The sequence below is a fragment of the Sneathiella sp. D3-11 genome (assembly GCF_055809395.1).
Genome location: NZ_CM147911.1, coordinates 626,772 through 644,287, shown reverse-complemented (window position 1 = coordinate 644,287; position 17,516 = coordinate 626,772). Strand labels below are relative to the sequence as shown.

The following is a 17,516-nucleotide window of genomic DNA, read 5'->3' as shown; positions in this document are numbered from 1 at the left end:
ACTTGCCGAAGGCGCTGATGGGCGGCACGCTGGCCATGCGGGCCGCGGGCACACGATATCTGCCGCGCCATCCGGCGGAGAATAGCGCCATCTATACGGAGCGGGCGAGCCGATCAGTGTTGCGCAATCATTTCCGCCGCACCGTGACCAAACTCGTTGGTCGCATCTTTGCCGAACCACTCATCATCTCGGAGGATATGCCAGATGAACTGGTCGCGATTTTGCGCAATATCGATCTCGTTGGGAGGGGCCTTAATGTCTTCGCTCGCGACTGGTTCGAGGATGCGCTTGTCTCCGGTCTTTCTCATGTGCTGGTGGATTTCCCGGCGTCGGCGGGTGGGCAGTCCCTTGCCGAGGAGCGGGAGCAGGGCGCGCGGCCCTATGCGGTCCATGTCCGCGCCGATCAGCTGATTGCCGCACAATGGGACAGCCGGGGCGGTGACAAGGTGCTGACGCAAATCCGCATTCGCGAGAAGGCGTTGCGTTATCACGGGTTCGATGAGCGGGAGGAGGAACAGATCCGCGTGATCGAGCCGGATCGCTGGCGTGTCTACCGGCAGGACAAGAAGGGCATCTGGCAGGAGGCGGACGCCGGGGAGAATACCCTGGGCCGTATCCCGCTTGTCACCCTTTACACCGCGCGAACAGGATATTTGCAGGCCGAGCCGCCGCTGGAAGACCTCGCGTTCCTCAATCTGGAGCATTACCAGATCCGCTCCGATCAGCGGAACGCGCTTAATGTCGCGTCCTTCCCGATCCTCGCGGCCTCCGGCTACAACCCGGAGATTGATGGCCCGATCGAGGTGGGCCCCAACAAGGTGCTGACCACCAGCGAGAGCGAGGGCAAATATTATTATGTCGAAAGCTCCGGCGCGGCGCTGGAGGCAGGCGCGAAGGAGCTGGAGGCGCTGGAAAAAGCCATGCTGATGTTCGGTCTGCAGTTCGATACGCCAAAGCAGATGGAGACGGCTACGGGCCGGGCGCTGGACGCCGCCGATGCTCTCTCGCCGCTTTCCGCCATGGCGATGAACCTGGAAGACAGCCTGAATGCCATGCTGTTGCTGTTCGCGGACTGGCTGGAAATGCCGCTTATCGGCAGTATCGGCGTCAGCACCAAATCGGGCGCGGCGCAAAATAATGAGCGCGATCTCGATTTCCTATTGGAAGCGCGACGCCTCGGTGACGTGAGCGGGGAGGAACTGATCCGCGAAGCGAAGACGCGCGGACTTCTAAGTGACAGTCTCAAGGTGAACGCTGCTGCTGACTAACCCATCCAACATTTAATTATTTACCCACAGAGCCCCGTTTCGGGGCTTTTTTATTGAGGTTTTCCATGTTTGAATTTCCCATTGACGTGACCGACTTAAGCGAGGTGCCGGAGCAGTACCACGGGCTCTACCAGCCGGAGGAGGAGGGGTTCACCCTCGATCCCCTGCTCGCCGAAAAGCTGGATGTGTCCGGTCTGCTCTCGGCGCTTGAAAAGGAGCGGGGCAATGCACAGGGCTTCGAGAAGGAGCTGAAGGCTTGGCAGGCACTCGGCCCCGATCCGGAAACCGCCTGGGCCGATAAACAAAAGGCGCTCAGCGCGGAATTCACGGAACAGTTCGATGCGATTATCGAGGCGAAGGACGTGGAGATTACCCGCCTGAAGGAGCTGAACGCCGAGTTCCTGATCACCACCCGCGCGACGGAGGCGCTTTTGAAAGCCGGCGGTAGCGTCGAGCTGTTGATGCCGCATATTCGCGCCGCGATCACGTTGGTGGAGGAAGAGGGCGCTCCCTCCCTTCGTGTTATCGATACCGACGGCTCCTTCCGCGAGAAGGCGGAAGGGGTGCCCCTGACCGTCGAGGATCTGGTGGCGGAAATGCGGAGCTCCCCCGTCTTTGCCCGCGCCTTCAACCCGACCGGCAGCAAGGGCAGCGGCATGGACCCGAGCGGGGTGCCCGTCAATCGCGCCACCATCAATGGACAGAACCAATGGGCGCTCAACGCCCGGATCGAGGATATCGCCGCCGGGAAGGTGTCGGTCTCCCTTTAAAGTCCCAAGTCCGCGGGATGCGGCAGGGCCCGGGACGGGTCTGCAATAACCCCTTAATTCCTTATTCTGGAGATAAAGAAAATGGCTAATGATATTTCGGCCGCCATGCCGAAGATCCTTGCGCGCGGCCTGATGGCCCTGCGTGAACAGACCGTGATGCCCCGCCTCGTGAATGGCGATTTCAGTGCCGATGCGGCTGAGAAGGGCGACACCATCGATGTGATCCTGCCGTCTGACCTGACGGCGGATGACGTGACGCCCGGCACAACGCCGCCGACTCCGACCAGCTCGACATTGGAGAAGGTGCAGATTGAGCTGAACAACTGGAAGAAGGCGGATTTCTACCTCACCGACAAGGAGATGATGGAGGTCGAGGCGCGGGAGAATTTCATGCCCGTACAGGCGAGCGCGGCCATCCGTGCGCTTGCCAATGCCGTCAACCAGTCGATCCATGCGAAATATACCGGCATCTATGGTCTGGTCGGCACGGCAGGCACGACGCCCTTTGCGTCGGATGCCAGCGATGCGACGGCAGCCAGAAAGCTGCTGCTGGAGCAAAAGGCCCCGAAAGAATTCCGCTATGGCGTGCTCGATTTCGATGCGGAATCCAACGCGCTAGACCTCGCGGCCTTCGCTGATGCGGACCGCGCGGGCAGCAGCTCCGCCAAGATCGAAGGCGAGATCGGCCGCAAATACGGGATCGACTGGTATAGCGATGACCATGTCGCTACCCATGTGACCGGCGCGGAGGGAACGCCGCTCGTCAAGGGCGCATCCCAGACCGGCACCAGCCTGATCGCCGATGGCTTTACGACCAAACCCTCCGTCGGCGATATCTTCACCATTGATGGCGACACGCAGCAATATGTCGTGCAGGCCGCAACGGACCTGTCGGGCACGGACTCGACCCTGACCATCGCCCCGGCGATTAGTTCTGCGCCGTCGGATAACGCGGCGATGACCTTTGTCGCGGATCATGTGGTCAATCTGGTGTTCAATCGTGATGCCTTTGCCTTCGCCAACCGTCCGCTGGCCCACAGCACCCAGGACATGGGACTCGGCAGCCAGATCCTGTCGATGACCGATCCGATGACCGGCATCTCGCTCCGCCTTGAGGTGGCGCGCCAGTATAAGCAGGTCGTCTGGGAGTTTGACATCCTCTGGGGTGTCGCGCTGGTCCGGCCCGAGCTGGCGGTCCGTCTCGCCGGCTGACCGGAGCGGGGAGCGGTACGAAACATCACCGCTCCCCTTTTTCTTATGTGATTGAGCAGGAAAAAATCCATGACCTTGATAACCGAAACCGGCAGCGGCGTGACCGGGGCGACGAGTTACGTGTCGCTTGCGGAGGCGGACAGCCATTTCACTGCGCTTGCCAATGATGACTGGACCAGCGCCACGGACGGGCAGCGTGAACAGGCGCTGATCCGGTCGGCCCTGCATATCGACAGCTATCTTTATCCCGGCACGGTTCTTGACTGGGATCAGGGCCTGAAATGGCCGAGGAGTGGCGCCTATGATAGGGACGGTCGGGCCATGACGGGCATCCCCCATGCATTGCGCACCGCGACGCTGGAGCTTGCGGATATCTTTCTGCGTGATTCCGAGGGCCTCGATGAGCGGCAGGTGACGCGACAGAAGATCGGCCCCATCGAGGTGACGTATGAGGAGGGAAGGAAGCGCATGAGCTTCGTCTTTCGCCTGCTGCAGCAGATCGGCGCGCGCGCCCAGGACAGCCAGATGGTGAGGGGGTGAACCATGCGGAACGAAACTATCCGGCGAATGGTGCGCGATCTCTTCGATACCATCGGAGAGGTGGCGGTGAGCGCAACGCTCCGCCAGAAAGCACAAGGGGATTACGATCCCGGCACCGGCACGGTGGAGACCACAAGCGATACCGCGATCCGCTTGGTGCGGACGGAGAAAAGGCTCGTTGATACGGCGAATGCGGACGGCACGCCGATTGATCCTCCGCTTCATCATGCGCTGATCGAGTGCGAGGACGTGATGCCGAAGGCCGATGACGACCTGATTATCGGCTCTTCGACTTTCACCCTGTTGCAGGTGGTCGCGGCAGATACCGGCGCAGGCATTCTGTATGAGGTGAGCTACCAATGAGCTATCGCAAAATACAGGCGGCGCTGGATGCACGGCTTCATGCTTATGAGTCTGACGATGTGGCCTTCCCGGGAACGCCTTATTATCCCGCCCATGGCACCTCATATCTGGAGGTTCAGTTCCTGCCAGCCCCGGCTGAGGGGATATTCCTCGGCTCCGGCGCGGTGGAGCTGCATACGGGCGACTATCGCATCACCGTCCATGACGCGGATATGGCCTCCGCGCAGAGCCGCATCGATGCCCTGCGGTCGCATTTCAACAAGGGTCGCGTGCTGACGTTCGAGAGCGTTGATGTTCATCTCGACGGTGCGACTGTGGGCGCCAATGAGGGCGACCTCAAGAAAATCGCCATCCCGCTTCTCGTTTCCTGGCGCAGCTATTTTTAAGGAGCCACTGCCATGACCTTTGCTACCGGAGCCCAGCATGGGCTGACCTATATTACTGAAAGTGTCTTCGGCACGACGCCGGCCTCGCCGGAGATGACGTCATGTCGTCATACGGCCTGCAGCCTCGGTCTTTCCAAGACGACGCTGGAGACGGCGGAAATCCGCAGCGACCGCCAGATCGCCCATCTCCTGCACGGGCAGAAGACCGTCTCGGGCAATATAGATATGGAGCTTTCTTACGGCGCGTTTGATGACATGCTTGCGGCGGTGATGCAATCAAGTTGGTCGTCCAATGTGTTGAAAGCGGGCGCGAGCCAGCCGAGCTTCACTTTTGAGCGGGGCTTCGCTGACATTGGCCAGTATCAGCTGCTGACCGGCTGCGTGATCGATCGCCTGCGCCTCTCCGTCCGGCCGGACCGGTTGATCACCGGCACCTTTGGCGTAATCGGCAAATCTTCTGCGATCAATTCAACCTCCGTTGACGGAAGTCCGACGGCCGCCGCCGCCAATGACCCTATGGACAGCTTCTCCGGGTCGCTGGAAGAGGGGGGCAGTAGCATCGGTATTGTTGTCGGGCTACAGCTCAATATTGATAATGGGCTGGAGCAAGCGTTTGTGATTGGCGAGGATGAAGCAAGTAGCCTCCTTGCCGGTTCTTCACGTATCACGGGGGAGATAACCACCTACTTCGAGGATGCGGCACTCCTGAATAAATTTGCCGCCCGCACCGAGAGCAGCCTCACTCTTACTTGCAGCGGGGTAGGGGGCAGTCTTGAATTTGATCTCCCGCGTATTGTTTATACCGGGGCGGAGAACCCGACGCTTGGCGCGGGACCGATCACCCTCTCGCTGCCCTTCACCGCGCTCTATGACGAAACGGAAGAGAGCAACCTCAAGATCACCCGGACAGCGGCTTAAAGGGAAACAATATGCATAAGAATGTATTTGATGTGGCGGCGTTTGATTTAAAGGCTCGGTCTGAGGCGGGCGCGCCGCTCACCCTCCGTCATCCGAAGACGGGCGAAGACCTCCCCGCCGTTATCTGGCTGCAGGGGGAGGATGCGGAGAATTACCGCAAGTGCCTCCGGGCGCAGATCGACCGGCAGATCATGGAACGCAAGCTGGAACTGACGGCTGCAGAGTTGGAGGAACGGCTGGTCGAACGGCTTACCGCGATTACGCTGCGGTTCGAGAATATCGAATTCGACGGTGTGAGTTACGACACCACGCCGGAGAATATCTTGAGGCTCTATCGGGAGCATCTCTGGATCCGCGAGCAGGTCGCCGCCTTCGTGGAGGACCGGGCCAATTTTTTGCCCTGACCGCCGCCCGATTGAAAGACTGGGCGGCGCATCAATTCCATCTGGCGGAGGAGGTGGGCCCGGGTATCACCCGTGCCGCCGCCAACCGTCAGCTTGCAAAAACAACAGGCCGGGAAATCGCCGATATAGCAATGGCTGCGCCGCCACCGTCCTGCATCGCCCATGTCTGGGGCTGGTTTTTGGTGCTTCTGCCGCTCTATGCAGAGGGGCCTCTGTCGCGCCCGGCACTGATTGCGGCGGATATCGAGGCGCGCTTCGGCCTCCGCCCCACAGGGTTTGAGGTCGGGCTTCTCCTCGATCTCTTCACTCTCTGGCGACGGCTACGGCCCAGAGACGCAGAACAAGGATAAGGATAATGGTAAAAAATACAGATTTATCCGCCTTTGGCGGTATCGATACGGCGCTCAAAGGTCTCGATGCGCTCAGCGACAAGACCCGAAAGGCAGAAAGGGAAGCACAGCTTCTCACCCGCCAATTCGACGGGCTGAAAAGCGATCTTGCAGGCTCCGGCAGAAACGGCTTCGTCGATGACTTGAATACCGGGCTTGCCACCGCGATGGAGGAAATGAACGGCTTTGCGGAGATTTCCGGCAAGGTGGCGGCAAGCATCGGAAATGCCTTTGAAAGCGCGTTCGAGAAGCTGCTGATCTCGGGGAAGGATTTCAAGTCGGTTCTGAAAGGGCTGGAGGCCGATCTCATTCGTCTCGGCACAAAGACATTCACCTCGGCAACGGGGCAGAGCCTTGGCGGTTCCGGCGAACTGTTTGGTGAACTTGCGGGCGCGTTTTTCGGCGGTGGCGGTTCGTCGCTCGCCAGCCTGATCCCCGGTTTCTCCACCGGCGGGCAGTTCACCGTCGGCGGCGCGTCCGGGGTGGACCAGAATCTTGTCCCCCTTCGTCTGACGCGGGGCGAACGGGTGACGATCGAGACCCCGGCGCAGCAGCGGGGAAATAACGCCGCTGCCAGTCCGACGCCGGTTATCAATATGGCGTTCAACATCTCGACGCCCGACGCAGCAAGCTTTCGCCTCAGCCAGACGCAGATCCAGGGCGAAGCACTCCGTCAGGCGCAACGCAGTCTTAGAAGGAACGGATAAACCATGAGCTTTCATGACGTCAGATTCCCGACCCGTGTCTCTTATGGCGCGGTGGGCGGGCCCCGCTTCTCGACCACGGTGCAGATTTTGAACTCCGGGTATGAGCAGCGCAATATCAACTGGGCGCAGGCACGGCGTGAATACACCGTCGATATCAGCCCGAGCCGGGGCGCGGAATGGACCGCCGTGCTTGATTTCTTTCACGCGCGGCGCGGCCGGGCCTATGGCTTTCGCCTGAAGGATTTTTCAGATTTTGAAATGGCTGAACAATCTATCGGCACCGGCGATAACAGCACCACAGAATTTCAGATTGTCAAGCGCTACATCGACGATGATGAACTGGCCCCGCCCTATGACCGGGAGCTGAAGAAGATCGTCTCCGGCACGGTCGAGGTCTCCGTCGGCGGCGCACCCATGGCGAGCGGTTGGAGCGTGGATGAAACGACCGGCATCCTCAGCTTTGATAGCGCGCCCGCGACGGACGCGGATATCGCGGTGGCTTGCGAGTTCGATGTGCCGGTCCGCTTCGATACGGACCTGATGCAGGCCGCCATTCCGGGGCCGGACATCCATCACTGGCAGAGCGTTAAACTGGTGGAGATACGGATATGAAGTCTCTCAGTGCGGCCCTGAACAGCCATATCGCCGGGGAGGTGACCACACTCGCGACCTGTTGGGCGCTGACCCGGCAGGACGGGACGGAAATGTTCTTCACCGATTTCGATGAGGATCTGGAAATCGATGGCGACATCTATCTGGCGGCCAGCGGTTATTCCCGCTCGGCTATTGCGAATTCCAGCAGCTTCAGCGTCGATAACCTTGATATCATTGGCAATCTCACCAGCGATATCATCCGCGAAGAGGATCTTTTCGCGGGGCTCTATGACTTCGCCGAGGTGCGGATTTTCATGGTCAACTGGCAGGATCTTTCCCAAGGCACTCTCCCGCTTCGGCGCGGCTGGATCGGGGAGGTTTCGGCGCAGGACGGTGCCTTCACGGCGGAGCTGCGCGGCCTTGCCCAGGCACTTCTTTATGAGGTGGGGGAGGTTTATTCTCCCCTTTGCGGCGCGGACCTCGGCGATAGCCGCTGCGGTGTCGATGTGGACGCACTGACTGCAACTGACGTGGTGGCAAGCGTCACCTCCCGCGATCAGTTCGCGCTCACCGACTACACCGGCGCGGACGATGTGCTGAACGGCGGGGTGCTGACCTTTACCAGTGGTGCGAACGCCGGGCTCTCTTGCGAAATCCGTGACTGGATGCAAACGGGTAAGACGCTGACCCTCTATCTGGAAATGCCGTACGAGGTTCAGGCGGGGGATGAGGTTTCCTTCTTTCCCGGTTGCGACAAGCGCTATGCGACCTGCCGCGATAGCTTCTCGAACCATCACAATTTCCGGGGTTTTCCGCATATTCCGGGCACTGATGCCCTGCTGGAGACCGGCGATGCTTGAGCGCGAGGATATCATCACCGAGGCGCGGCGCTGGGTCGGCACGCCGCTGGCGGCATCAGGGACGAAGCCGGGCGGGCGTCGATTGCGTCGGGCTGGTCGTTCTGGTGGCGCACACTCTCGGTCTCAAGCCCGAGGATGTGACCGGATATGCGCGGCGGCAGGATGGCCGGGCGCTTCTACGTCATCTTCACAAACAACTTGAGTTGCAACCATCAACTGACTGGAAAATAGGAAATATCGGTGTTTTCAAGGAAAGCGCTTTTCCCATCCATGTCGGGTTTTTAAGCGAACGCGATGGAGTGTCGACGGTCATCCATGCCCATGCCCGGAGAAGGCAGGTGATCGAGGAGGCGCTTGATCCTTACGGTACTCCGTTTGCCGTTTTCTCATTTCCGGAGGTTCTCTAATGGCGACTTTAGCACTTGGGCTCGCGGGCGCCGGTATCGGTGCGGTAACCGGTGTCGGCGCCGGGGCCGGTTGGCTTCTCGGCACCACGCTGGGCCGTGTTATGTTCCCCGAGAAGGGCGGCGCGTCCTCTGCGACGCGGCTCACCGACCTTAATGTCACTGGTGCGAGCTATGGCGCGGCGATCCCGCGTCTTTATGGCACCATGCGCCTCGCCGGGAATATTATCTGGGCGGGCGATCTCCGGAGCGAGGCCGTGACCAGCAGCAGCGGCGGCGGCAAGGGCGGCGCGGGCGGTTCCTCACAGGTAACCGGTTACAATTATTACACCAGTTTCGCTGTCGCTATCTGCGAGGGAGAGGTATCGAACCTCCTTAAAATCTGGGCCGATGGGGAGGTCATCTATGATGCGGGCGCGGAGGGGGACGTGATCGCCTCCGATGTGCGGTTCCGCTTCTACCCCGGAGATGAGGAACAGCTCCCCGACAGCATTATCGAGGCGGCGGAAGGGGAGGACAACACACCGGCCTATCGTGGGCTCTGTTATCTGGTGTTTGATGATCTGCCGCTTTCCTCTTTCGGCAATCGCATCCCGAATATCGAAGTGCTGGTCACCACTGAGGGCGTCGGCGCCTATCCGGTCACGGATAGTGAAATTGCCGCCGTCGATGCGGGCAGCTTTGCCTATGACGCGGAGCGGGGCCTTGTCTACAGCTATGAGGTGGTGGGCGGTGTCGATACGGTTCGCAAGATCGATGCCCTGACGCTGGAGGAACTCGCGACAGCCGAGGTGGAGACGGAATTTCCGCGCCTGCCCGATGCGGCGATCGGGTTTTCGCGGGATCGCAAGGGCAATTTCTGGATCGGCACGGGCGCGGCCCTGCTCGCCGGACGGCAAATCCACTATGTGAACGGCGAGACAATGCAACTCAACGACAGCGCCGATCTGCCGAGTGGCGTGGGTGCCATCACCCATTCGACCGATATCATCAACCCGCTTACCGGCGCGCAGTTCCAGGTCGCCGGATCGCAGCAGAGCTATCAGGTGGTGATCTTCGATGAGGCGCTGGAGGTAGTCGATACCATCACGACAAGCTCGCGCGTTTGCACGGGTGCGGTGACAGACGCAGAGGAAGTCGCCTGGGTCGTCCTGTCCGGCTGGGCAACCGGCCCGGTGTTCAGCGACCTTGAGATCGTCCGCGTGTCGGTCTTTGGCAGCCCCAGTGCATCAGGCACGGACTATTCCGTCGAGAGCGAGATTTTTACCATCGCCACGGCTGATCTCACGCCACTTGGCGGGACGGGGAGCGAAACCAACAATATCACCCGTCTGGTCGCCTATCTGCCCGCGAGCGATGAGCTTCTGTTCCAGAATGATTGCCGTATTTTCAAATGGTCGACGGTCACGCAGGCCATCACCGCCAGCCGCGATGTGAGCGATTTGAGCGGCAACCTCTCCCTCGTCCATACGCATAACGGTAGCGAGATCGTCTTTATCAGCGCCGGGCGCAATGCGGTTTATTTGAGCGCTGACACGCTCGAGGAGCTGGAGCGGGTCGATCTTTACGATTTCGACGGGGTGGAGGCGTCCGTCAATGGCGTCTATGACGCGGCGACGGACAGCCTGTTCGTTTTCAACAGTTCCTTCGGGGTGAAACGGCTTTTCTTGCGCCGCGCGAGCGGTGCGGGGGCCGAGCTTGCCGATATCGTCAGTGACCTCTGTGCGCGTGGGCGTCTGACGGAAGCGGATGTCGATGTCTCCGCCCTTTCGGGCAGCATACCGGGCTATCTGGTGAGCCGCCCGATGTCGATTGCCGAGGCGCTGACTCCGCTCAGTGACTATGCCTTCTTTGATGCGGTGGAAAGCGGCGATATGCTGAAATTCATCCCCCGCAACCAGGCCAACAGCGGCGTGACCATCAAAGATGAGGAGATGATCGCGCCGCCCACCTTGCGCCGATTGCAGGAAAGCGAACTGCCGGAGAAGATATCGCTCTCCTATCTTGCGTCCGATGCGGGTTACCAGATCGGCACCCAGTCGGAGAAGCGCGCCTTCCGTCCCGTCGCCACCATGTTCGGGCGCAACCAGATCGCGCGGGATCTGCCGATGGCGCTGACCGCTGATCTCGCGCGGCAGGCGGCGGCGAAAACTCTCTATTCCGCCTGGGCCGAGCGACAGACGGTGAGCGCGTCGCTGCCGCTGAAATACCTTGCGCTCGACCCGGCCGATGTGCTGAGCCTTGAGATCAACGGAGCGACCAGCAGCGCCCGGCTGATGCAGTCCCATTTCGGCGCGGATATGACGATTGAGACCGAGGCCGTGACCCTTTCCCCCTTGAGCTATGACGCGGCGGAAGTTGGCGATGCGGGTTCGGGCTATGAACAGGTGCTGATCCGCAAGGGAAGCTATGCGGAGTTGTTCCTCCTCGATCTGCCGTTGCTCCGGGATCAGGATGCAACGGCGGGGAACGGAAGCCGCTTCTATTTCGCCATGGATGGCTATCAGTCCGGCTGGACCGGCGGCACCCTCTATTCCGCCTTCGATGAGGACAGCTATCAGGTGGAGGGCGCAATCAGCAACGAGGCTGTCTGGGGCGTGACGCTAACCGCCCTTGGTGATACGACGGCGCCGTTTCAGACGGATGAAACCAACAGCCTCGATATCCGCTTTGTGAGCGGTGGGGACGAACTCGAAAGCATTACCACATCCGCATTGTTGAACGGCGGGAATGCCCTGCTTGTCGGCGAGGAGATTATCCAGTTCGCTAATGTGTCGGAGAACGCGGACGGCAGTTATCGCCTCTCGACCCTTCTGCGCGGTCGCCGCGGCACGGAAGGGGCGACCGGCTCGCATAAGGTGGGGGAGCGGGCAATCCTGCTCCGCTCCGGCGATATCGGGGGTGGCTTTGCCGCGATCAATACAATCGACGTGCCGCGCCGCTGGAAAGCGGTGGGGGCGGGCCGCCTGATTGAGGAGGTTTCGCCAACCATCAAGGCCCTGACCGGCAATGACCTCAAACCTTACGCACCGGTCCATATTACGGGAGAGCGTGACGGCGGGGATCTCTCCATGAGTTGGCAGCGGCGTACGCGGATCGGCGGCGGCAGTTTGAGCGGCGGCGTCCCGCTCTCCGAAGCGTCGGAGCGGTATGAGCTGGTCTTTACCTATGACGGGGAGAGTGTCTCCAAATTCGTGTATGACGTCACGGAATATACCTATGAGCTGGCCGACTTTAATGCGGATTTCGGTGCTTCCGAAGTCGCGGTGCCGGAGCTTTCCCTTACCCTTTATCAACTTTCTGAAACCATAGGCCGGGGCTTTCCGGCAACGGAGATTATCTAGCATGTCAGAACTTGATTTACCGCAGATCGCAGAGAGCCAGGCGCTCGCCTATGTCACCTCCAACGACGCGGACGCAAAGTTGGAATCCGCACTCTGCGATGAAATTGCCAGCCATGATCCGACAGCCGGCGACGTGACGCTAACCGACGCCGAGTTTCGCGAGACCTGGCATCATGTTATCGGGGGTACCCCGGCAACGGGATTTAATTTTATCGTACCGGAGATCAAGCGCCCTTTCATGGTCACCAACGGAAGCGGGGAGACGGCAACGGTCAAGACCGCCTCCGGTTCGGCGGGGCAGGTGCTGGACGGGGAAACCCGGCTCTTCTATTGCGACGGGACGGATGTCATCGGCCTGACGGACAGCACCTCGGGCGGTGGGGGCGGTGGAACCCACGCGGGGACGCTGGTCAAGATGAGTGCCAACCAGAGCATTGCCAATAACACCAACATCACGCTCAACTGGGCGAGCGAAAGCTACGATACCGACAGCTATCACGACAACTCCACCAACAACAGCCGCCTGACCGTGCCGAGTGGGGTCTCCAAGGTGATCGTGAGCGGGCAGGTCCGGTGGGACAATAATGGGACCGGCACGCGCGAAATCTTATTAGAGAAGAACGGGTCGAATAGCTTCGATGGCCGTCCGTTCGAGCATATCGAGGCGCAGACGGACCGCACCATGCAGAGCTTCGTCTCGCCGGTGCTGGCCGTGACGCCGGGGGACTATTTCGAGATGGTCGCCTGGCAGGACAGCGGCGCCAGCCGGGACATCGAAAGTCATGTCGCCACCTGGTTCAGCATTCAGGCCATCGAATAGGGAGGAACTATGAAAAAGCTGATAATTTCCGAAGTCCTTGGGGCCGCTTTTTTTATGACCAATATGGTCGCTGGGGCCGCGCCAACCTGTCTGTCGCGCAGTGAACTCGCCGTGCATCTCGCGGAGAATTACGGCGAAGTTCTGATCGCGCAAGGGCTCAATAATCGCGGCGCATTGATCGAGGTTTTCACCACGAAATCGCGGGACCGCTGGACCCTCTCGGAAACCGACGCGAGCGGTCGCGCCTGCCTGATTGCAGCGGGAGAATACTGGAATTCGCTGGGTCTGCGCCCCACTGCGGCGCGACAACCGGCAGCGTTCGATCTACCTCCAAAGACAGCCGAGAGAGCATCGCCATGAATAACCTTGAACAGGAAATGGGCGCCATGCGCGTCCGCATCGAAAATCTCCATCTCGATATGGTGGAACTACGCGACGACGTCAAAAGCCTGACGCTTCAGGTCAGCATGGGGCGCGGCGCGCTAAAAGTTATCGGCATCACAGGGACGGCCATCGCGGCGTTAACCACCTTTGCCGCCTGGATCGGGCAGGCCTTCCGGCCGTTTAATCTGTAAATCATGAAGGAGAGCGAATTGGGAGCTTTCGTCACAATCGGCGACGTGCTGCAGATCCTCTGGCTAGCATTTTTGGGATTGGCCTCTCTGGTTACTCTAACGACTGTCGTTACCGTAATGACTCCGACGCGCTGGCGCGCGGAACCTCTCGACCGGTTGTTTCAGATCCTCAACCTGATCGCCGGCAATGTCGGTCATAACCGAAATGCGGACGACAGATGAGCCCGTTTGAAGCCGCCATATGCGCGAAGATTGCCTATGACCCGAAAGGGCCGGAGTGGGCCGCACGGCTCGGCTATACATTCCATCCGATCGCAGGACGGGATCATTTTGCGTGGATCGGCCGCAAGAGAGGGATCACCATTGTCGGTTTTCGCGGGACGGCTCTGTTCGGGAGGGAGAAACGAAGCTATCGCAGTAACCTTTCCACCGACATGATCCCCTGGGCGGGCGCCGGTCTGGTCCATGAAGGATATTATCAGGCGCTTTGGCAGTTGCTCGCGGCGATCCGGCGTGAACTGAAGGGTGATAGGGAGATCATTCTCACTGGCCATTCGATGGGTGCGGCACTGGCGACGCTGGCGGCGATGCTGCTGGAGGCTGACCGGGTTTATGCCTTTGCCTGCCCGCGTCTCGGGAATCGCGCCTTCGCCGATGGCTTTTCGCGAGATATTCGGGTGACGCGCTTCGTCAATCGTTGCGATGTGCTGGCCCGGTTGCCGCTTTCCGGTGACGTGCAAGGGAGTGATCCACTGACGCGAGAGTCATACTGGCATGTCGGTCGGACCGTCCGCCTGCCGGGGCTCGGCCATTCGATCAATGCCTATCTCACCGGCATCCGGATGCGGCGCCACGGAAAATATGTGTTCAACCAGCAATAACAGGAAGGGAGCGAAGAATGATTTCAATGAGCAGGGAGTATAAAATGGATCAAATGGAGACAGAGGAAGAGTTGCTGATCGAGCGGAACGCCGAAGACCCTTATCTTCATTATTCCGGCGAGGAAGAGGAAGCGAACGACAACTTCCCTGACCATGAGATTTTGCAGGGCTGTATCTGGCGGGATACGGAAAGTTCACAGCAGCGTATCGGCCTGCAGGAAGAGGGGGGTATTGCTGACCACGCAGAGGAAATGATCAGTGGACGGGAGCTTGATTTTTCTGATGACCGGCGGCGCGTGCGTGGCTTTCTGGATGACGAGGTTGCGGCGGACGATTGAAGCGCATCTATTTAAGAACTGAAGCGCATGGGCGCTATTTCCGGTCCGCGAGTGCAAGGCCGATCCCGGCGGCAAACAGGAAGCCGCCTGTGATCCGGTTGCGGATATTCTGATAGCGGAGCATCAAGGGCCGAAGCGCGCCCGCGAATAACGCCCAGAGCGCATCACCGAGGGTGACAACCGACAAAAAGACGAAAGCGACCAGTGAGAGTTGCGCTATATAGTTTCCCTCCGGTGCGACAAACTGCGGCAGCAGCGCCGCGTTGAAGACCAGGGTTTTGGGGTTCAGTATCGCCACCAACAGTCCGCGCCAGAAGAGCGTCCAGACTGGGGCCGGGACGGCGCGAACGGCGGAGAGATCCTCCACCGGGGTCACCCAGCTTTTGATGCCAAGCCAGAGGAGATAGGCGACACCCACCCATTTCAGCCAAAACAGGATATCGGCGGCAATTTGCAGCAGAGTGCCGATTCCAAACACGACAAGCAATAACTGTATGCCGACGCCAGCCGTTGTCCCGACTACCGTGCAAAGGCCATATAATGCCCCATACCGCAAGGAGTTTGCGACCGTCAGCGCGACATTCGGTCCTGGTATGGCGACGAGGCCGAAGGTGATCAGGACGAGAGCTAAAAGCGAATCCATTTGCATAAAATACCATAAATCAGGGTGCGGACAATCGCATTTTCATAAAGCTGTCACAGGGTTTCAGTATGGCTTCGGGGTTAAATAGTCCCCAACCGATTCCGTAATCAGGGAAGGAAAAGGGGATAACGAGGGAAATTTTGGTTTTATGTTGGAATAATTAACTATATTTGAGAATTTTCTGGATTTTAGTCAAAAAATTGGTAGAATTTGCCTATTAATCATCGAAAAATTTGTAGTTTGTTGTATTTTCAACAGTCGCTTTTCCGACGGTCAGTTGATTGGACAAAATTCATTTTGAATGGAGACCGCCCATGACATTCAAATATTTGAATATAAAGCTCAGCGTTATTGCGCTGGGTCTTATCGTTGTTTTGGCAACATCATCACTTCTTGGTGCTAATGAGCAAGCGAGCGCGGCCACCACGTCGGTGGACTGCGGCAAGGTGTTGTCCGGACAGGTGCAATCATGTGAGGACGGAGTGGCCGGCGCCACATTTGTGAAAGCGGCCTCAACAGCTTGGCTCCTGCCGCCCCAGCAATCGAAAGTGGCGAACGATGGCATCAAATCTGTAAGCGTGAGTGGCACGGAGGAAAGCGGAGTTTCCACTAGCGGCTTGCCAGTGTGAAGCATTCATCCTTTTTATGGCCGCCCTTGCGGGCATCGCTTTTCTTGGCCGCCGAAGAAAGATGCGGTTTCGCAGAAACTAGCCTCGACCGAGTGAGGCGGTTAGGCGATGGGCTTGAATAATTGCCGGCTTTTTCAACGAAATACGCGAAATTTAAGCTTTACTTAGGGTCTCCGCGCTAGTCTGCCTGCCATGGAAATGACGCATACAGTTAAGCCGACGGCTTGTCTTCTTGAAGCTTTCCGCTTCGTGATCGGGCATCGCTGGTCCTGCCTGTTCCGGGCGGTGCCGGTGGTGATGATGACGGGGCTGATTGCCTGGTTGGAAACCAATATTCTGGCGGCTGCGGAATATTTCCGCCTTGTCGTGAATGAAATTTTCTACGCCATCTTTGCCGTCTATTGGCATCGCTTTACAGTATTCAAGTTTGAACGACGCAATCCGTCCTTCGGGTTGCATTTCGGCCTTCGGGAGATCAAGTTCGCCGGATCGATGCTGATCTATGTGGTCATTACTTACCTGCTGGCGCGCCTCTATGTGGTGAGCGGGGGGGATGCCTCCAGCGCGTCGATCGTGCTGTTTGTGGCGCTGCTCTGTCTTTGCTTTATGCCGCTGATGTTCGTCTTTCCGGCCATCGCTCTCGATCAGCCGTTGGCGCTCAAAGAATTTGCCAGAACGATAATCGATATGTTCCTGCCGCTCCTCGGCACGTTACTGCTGGGACTGGTGGCGGTGATCGGGCTTTATGTCCTGATATATATGCCGATGCTGCTGCTGATCCTGATGAACAAGCCGGATCTGGCGGGAATTGTATTCTTTGTGTTGTCCAGCTTCCTGATCATGCCCTTTATCATGGCTGTATTTATCTCATTCCTTTCGATCCTCTTTCGGGAAACTATCGGCATTCGGCCAATTAATTACGGCGCTCCTTATTGAGGCTTGCCGAGGGCGGATAATTTTTCTAACGTTCCTGTAACGCAGAGGAAAATGATCATGAGCGAGATTATTGAGGGGGGATGTGCTTGCGGCGATGTTCGCTACAAGCTGCAGATACCGCCGTTATTTGTGCATTGCTGCCATTGTCGCGAATGCCAGACCCATTCGGGCAGCGCTTTTGTCATCAATGCCTTGGTTGAGACGGACCGGATTGATCATTTCAGCGGCGAGCTTGTTGCTATTTCCGTGCCCACCAACAGCGGGGGCCCGCATGACATATATCATTGCGCGCGCTGCCAGACAGCCCTCTGGAGTGACTATGGACGGCGTTCCGGGATGCGATTTTTGCGCGTCGGTACGCTGGATGATCCTGCGAAGCTTCCGCCGGATGTTCATATTTTTACACGCTCCAAACTTCCCTGGGTCACCCTGCCGGAAGATGTACCGGCGTTCCGGGTCTATTATGATATGAAGGAAGTCTGGCCGGCGGACAGGCTCGCCCGGCGTCACGCAATTAAAAAATAAGGAAAAAACA

The 17,516-nt window shown here is 58.9% G+C and carries 24 protein-coding genes; 23 read left to right on the top strand and 1 reads right to left on the bottom strand.

Features of this window, described 5'->3' with window-relative positions; genetic code table 11:
• The first annotated feature begins 17 nt into the window (after nucleotides 1-17).
• The 20 genes from AC0L73_RS03350 to AC0L73_RS03255 all read left to right on the top strand — a co-directional run bounded on the left by AC0L73_RS03350 (nucleotide 18) and on the right by AC0L73_RS03255 (nucleotide 14,773).
• Nucleotides 18-1,268, top strand: coding sequence for a DUF4055 domain-containing protein (locus tag AC0L73_RS03350; RefSeq protein ID WP_473654865.1), 1,251 nt, complete (start codon nucleotides 18-20; stop codon nucleotides 1,266-1,268).
• A 65-nt stretch (nucleotides 1,269-1,333) separates the two neighbouring features.
• The gene (locus AC0L73_RS03345; RefSeq protein WP_473654864.1) at nucleotides 1,334-2,038 is read left to right on the top strand and encodes a hypothetical protein; all 705 of its coding nucleotides are present in this window, start codon (nucleotides 1,334-1,336) and stop codon (nucleotides 2,036-2,038) included.
• A gap of 81 nt (nucleotides 2,039-2,119) precedes the next feature.
• Nucleotides 2,120-3,250 (top strand): major capsid protein, encoded by a 1,131-nt coding sequence (locus tag AC0L73_RS03340; protein ID WP_473654863.1) that lies wholly within the window; start codon nucleotides 2,120-2,122, stop codon nucleotides 3,248-3,250.
• A gap of 51 nt (nucleotides 3,251-3,301) precedes the next feature.
• Nucleotides 3,302-3,790, top strand: coding sequence for a DnaT-like ssDNA-binding protein (locus AC0L73_RS03335; RefSeq protein ID WP_473654862.1), 489 nt, complete (start codon nucleotides 3,302-3,304; stop codon nucleotides 3,788-3,790).
• 3 nt (nucleotides 3,791-3,793) lie between these two features.
• The gene (locus tag AC0L73_RS03330; RefSeq protein WP_473654861.1) at nucleotides 3,794-4,153 is read left to right on the top strand and encodes a hypothetical protein; all 360 of its coding nucleotides are present in this window, start codon (nucleotides 3,794-3,796) and stop codon (nucleotides 4,151-4,153) included.
• Complete coding sequence (locus AC0L73_RS03325) at nucleotides 4,150-4,539, top strand: phage tail terminator-like protein (RefSeq protein WP_473654860.1); 390 nt, start codon at nucleotides 4,150-4,152, stop codon at nucleotides 4,537-4,539. Before AC0L73_RS03330 ends, AC0L73_RS03325 begins: the two co-directional genes overlap by 4 nt.
• A gap of 12 nt (nucleotides 4,540-4,551) precedes the next feature.
• On the top strand, nucleotides 4,552-5,457 hold the full coding sequence (locus AC0L73_RS03320; protein WP_473654859.1) for a phage tail tube protein: 906 nt from the start codon (nucleotides 4,552-4,554) through the stop codon (nucleotides 5,455-5,457).
• A gap of 11 nt (nucleotides 5,458-5,468) precedes the next feature.
• A complete protein-coding gene (locus tag AC0L73_RS03315; RefSeq protein WP_473654858.1) occupies nucleotides 5,469-5,861 on the top strand; it encodes a hypothetical protein in 393 nt (130 codons plus the stop codon).
• A gap of 11 nt (nucleotides 5,862-5,872) precedes the next feature.
• Complete coding sequence (locus AC0L73_RS03310; protein WP_473654857.1) at nucleotides 5,873-6,211, top strand: hypothetical protein; 339 nt, start codon at nucleotides 5,873-5,875, stop codon at nucleotides 6,209-6,211.
• 5 nt (nucleotides 6,212-6,216) lie between these two features.
• Nucleotides 6,217-6,957 carry a hypothetical protein gene (locus tag AC0L73_RS03305; RefSeq protein ID WP_473654856.1) on the top strand — a complete coding sequence of 247 codons (741 nt, stop codon included), beginning with the start codon at nucleotides 6,217-6,219 and terminating at the stop codon, nucleotides 6,955-6,957.
• A gap of 3 nt (nucleotides 6,958-6,960) precedes the next feature.
• Nucleotides 6,961-7,569 (top strand): DUF2460 domain-containing protein, encoded by a 609-nt coding sequence (locus AC0L73_RS03300; RefSeq protein WP_473654855.1) that lies wholly within the window; start codon nucleotides 6,961-6,963, stop codon nucleotides 7,567-7,569.
• On the top strand, nucleotides 7,566-8,411 hold the full coding sequence (locus tag AC0L73_RS03295; protein WP_473654854.1) for a DUF2163 domain-containing protein: 846 nt from the start codon (nucleotides 7,566-7,568) through the stop codon (nucleotides 8,409-8,411). Before AC0L73_RS03300 ends, AC0L73_RS03295 begins: the two co-directional genes overlap by 4 nt.
• Nucleotides 8,408-8,818 carry an NlpC/P60 family protein gene (locus AC0L73_RS03290; RefSeq protein ID WP_473654853.1) on the top strand — a complete coding sequence of 137 codons (411 nt, stop codon included), beginning with the start codon at nucleotides 8,408-8,410 and terminating at the stop codon, nucleotides 8,816-8,818. Before AC0L73_RS03295 ends, AC0L73_RS03290 begins: the two co-directional genes overlap by 4 nt.
• A complete protein-coding gene (locus AC0L73_RS03285; protein ID WP_473654852.1) occupies nucleotides 8,818-12,159 on the top strand; it encodes a phage tail protein in 3,342 nt (1,113 codons plus the stop codon). The genes AC0L73_RS03290 and AC0L73_RS03285 overlap by 1 nt, the downstream gene beginning before the upstream one ends.
• Nucleotide 12,160: 1 nt before the next feature.
• A complete protein-coding gene (locus tag AC0L73_RS03280; protein ID WP_473654851.1) occupies nucleotides 12,161-12,979 on the top strand; it encodes a hypothetical protein in 819 nt (272 codons plus the stop codon).
• A 9-nt stretch (nucleotides 12,980-12,988) separates the two neighbouring features.
• Nucleotides 12,989-13,339 (top strand): hypothetical protein, encoded by a 351-nt coding sequence (locus AC0L73_RS03275; protein ID WP_473654850.1) that lies wholly within the window; start codon nucleotides 12,989-12,991, stop codon nucleotides 13,337-13,339.
• Nucleotides 13,336-13,554 carry a hypothetical protein gene (locus tag AC0L73_RS03270; RefSeq protein ID WP_473654849.1) on the top strand — a complete coding sequence of 73 codons (219 nt, stop codon included), beginning with the start codon at nucleotides 13,336-13,338 and terminating at the stop codon, nucleotides 13,552-13,554. The genes AC0L73_RS03275 and AC0L73_RS03270 overlap by 4 nt, the downstream gene beginning before the upstream one ends.
• 18 nt (nucleotides 13,555-13,572) lie before the next feature.
• A complete protein-coding gene (locus AC0L73_RS03265; RefSeq protein ID WP_473654848.1) occupies nucleotides 13,573-13,776 on the top strand; it encodes a hypothetical protein in 204 nt (67 codons plus the stop codon).
• A complete protein-coding gene (locus tag AC0L73_RS03260) occupies nucleotides 13,773-14,435 on the top strand; it encodes a lipase family protein (RefSeq protein WP_227950364.1) in 663 nt (220 codons plus the stop codon). The genes AC0L73_RS03265 and AC0L73_RS03260 overlap by 4 nt, the downstream gene beginning before the upstream one ends.
• A gap of 44 nt (nucleotides 14,436-14,479) precedes the next feature.
• Nucleotides 14,480-14,773: a hypothetical protein gene (locus AC0L73_RS03255; RefSeq protein WP_227950366.1), complete on the top strand. Its 294-nt coding sequence runs from the start codon at nucleotides 14,480-14,482 to the stop codon at nucleotides 14,771-14,773.
• A gap of 34 nt (nucleotides 14,774-14,807) precedes the next feature.
• Here the strand turns inward: AC0L73_RS03255 and AC0L73_RS03250 are convergent, their stop codons facing one another.
• Entirely contained in the window at nucleotides 14,808-15,416 is a 609-nt protein-coding gene (locus AC0L73_RS03250; RefSeq protein WP_227950368.1) for a LysE family translocator, read from the bottom strand.
• 314 nt (nucleotides 15,417-15,730) lie between these two features.
• Here AC0L73_RS03250 and AC0L73_RS03245 point away from each other — a divergent pair, with 314 nt between their 5' ends.
• From AC0L73_RS03245 to AC0L73_RS03235, 3 genes are all read left to right on the top strand, one after another.
• Nucleotides 15,731-16,045 (top strand): hypothetical protein, encoded by a 315-nt coding sequence (locus tag AC0L73_RS03245; protein ID WP_473654847.1) that lies wholly within the window; start codon nucleotides 15,731-15,733, stop codon nucleotides 16,043-16,045.
• A 198-nt stretch (nucleotides 16,046-16,243) separates the two neighbouring features.
• Entirely contained in the window at nucleotides 16,244-16,981 is a 738-nt protein-coding gene (locus AC0L73_RS03240) for a hypothetical protein (RefSeq protein WP_473654846.1), read from the top strand.
• A gap of 57 nt (nucleotides 16,982-17,038) precedes the next feature.
• Complete coding sequence (locus tag AC0L73_RS03235; RefSeq protein ID WP_473654845.1) at nucleotides 17,039-17,506, top strand: GFA family protein; 468 nt, start codon at nucleotides 17,039-17,041, stop codon at nucleotides 17,504-17,506.
• Nucleotides 17,507-17,516 lie beyond the last annotated feature (10 nt).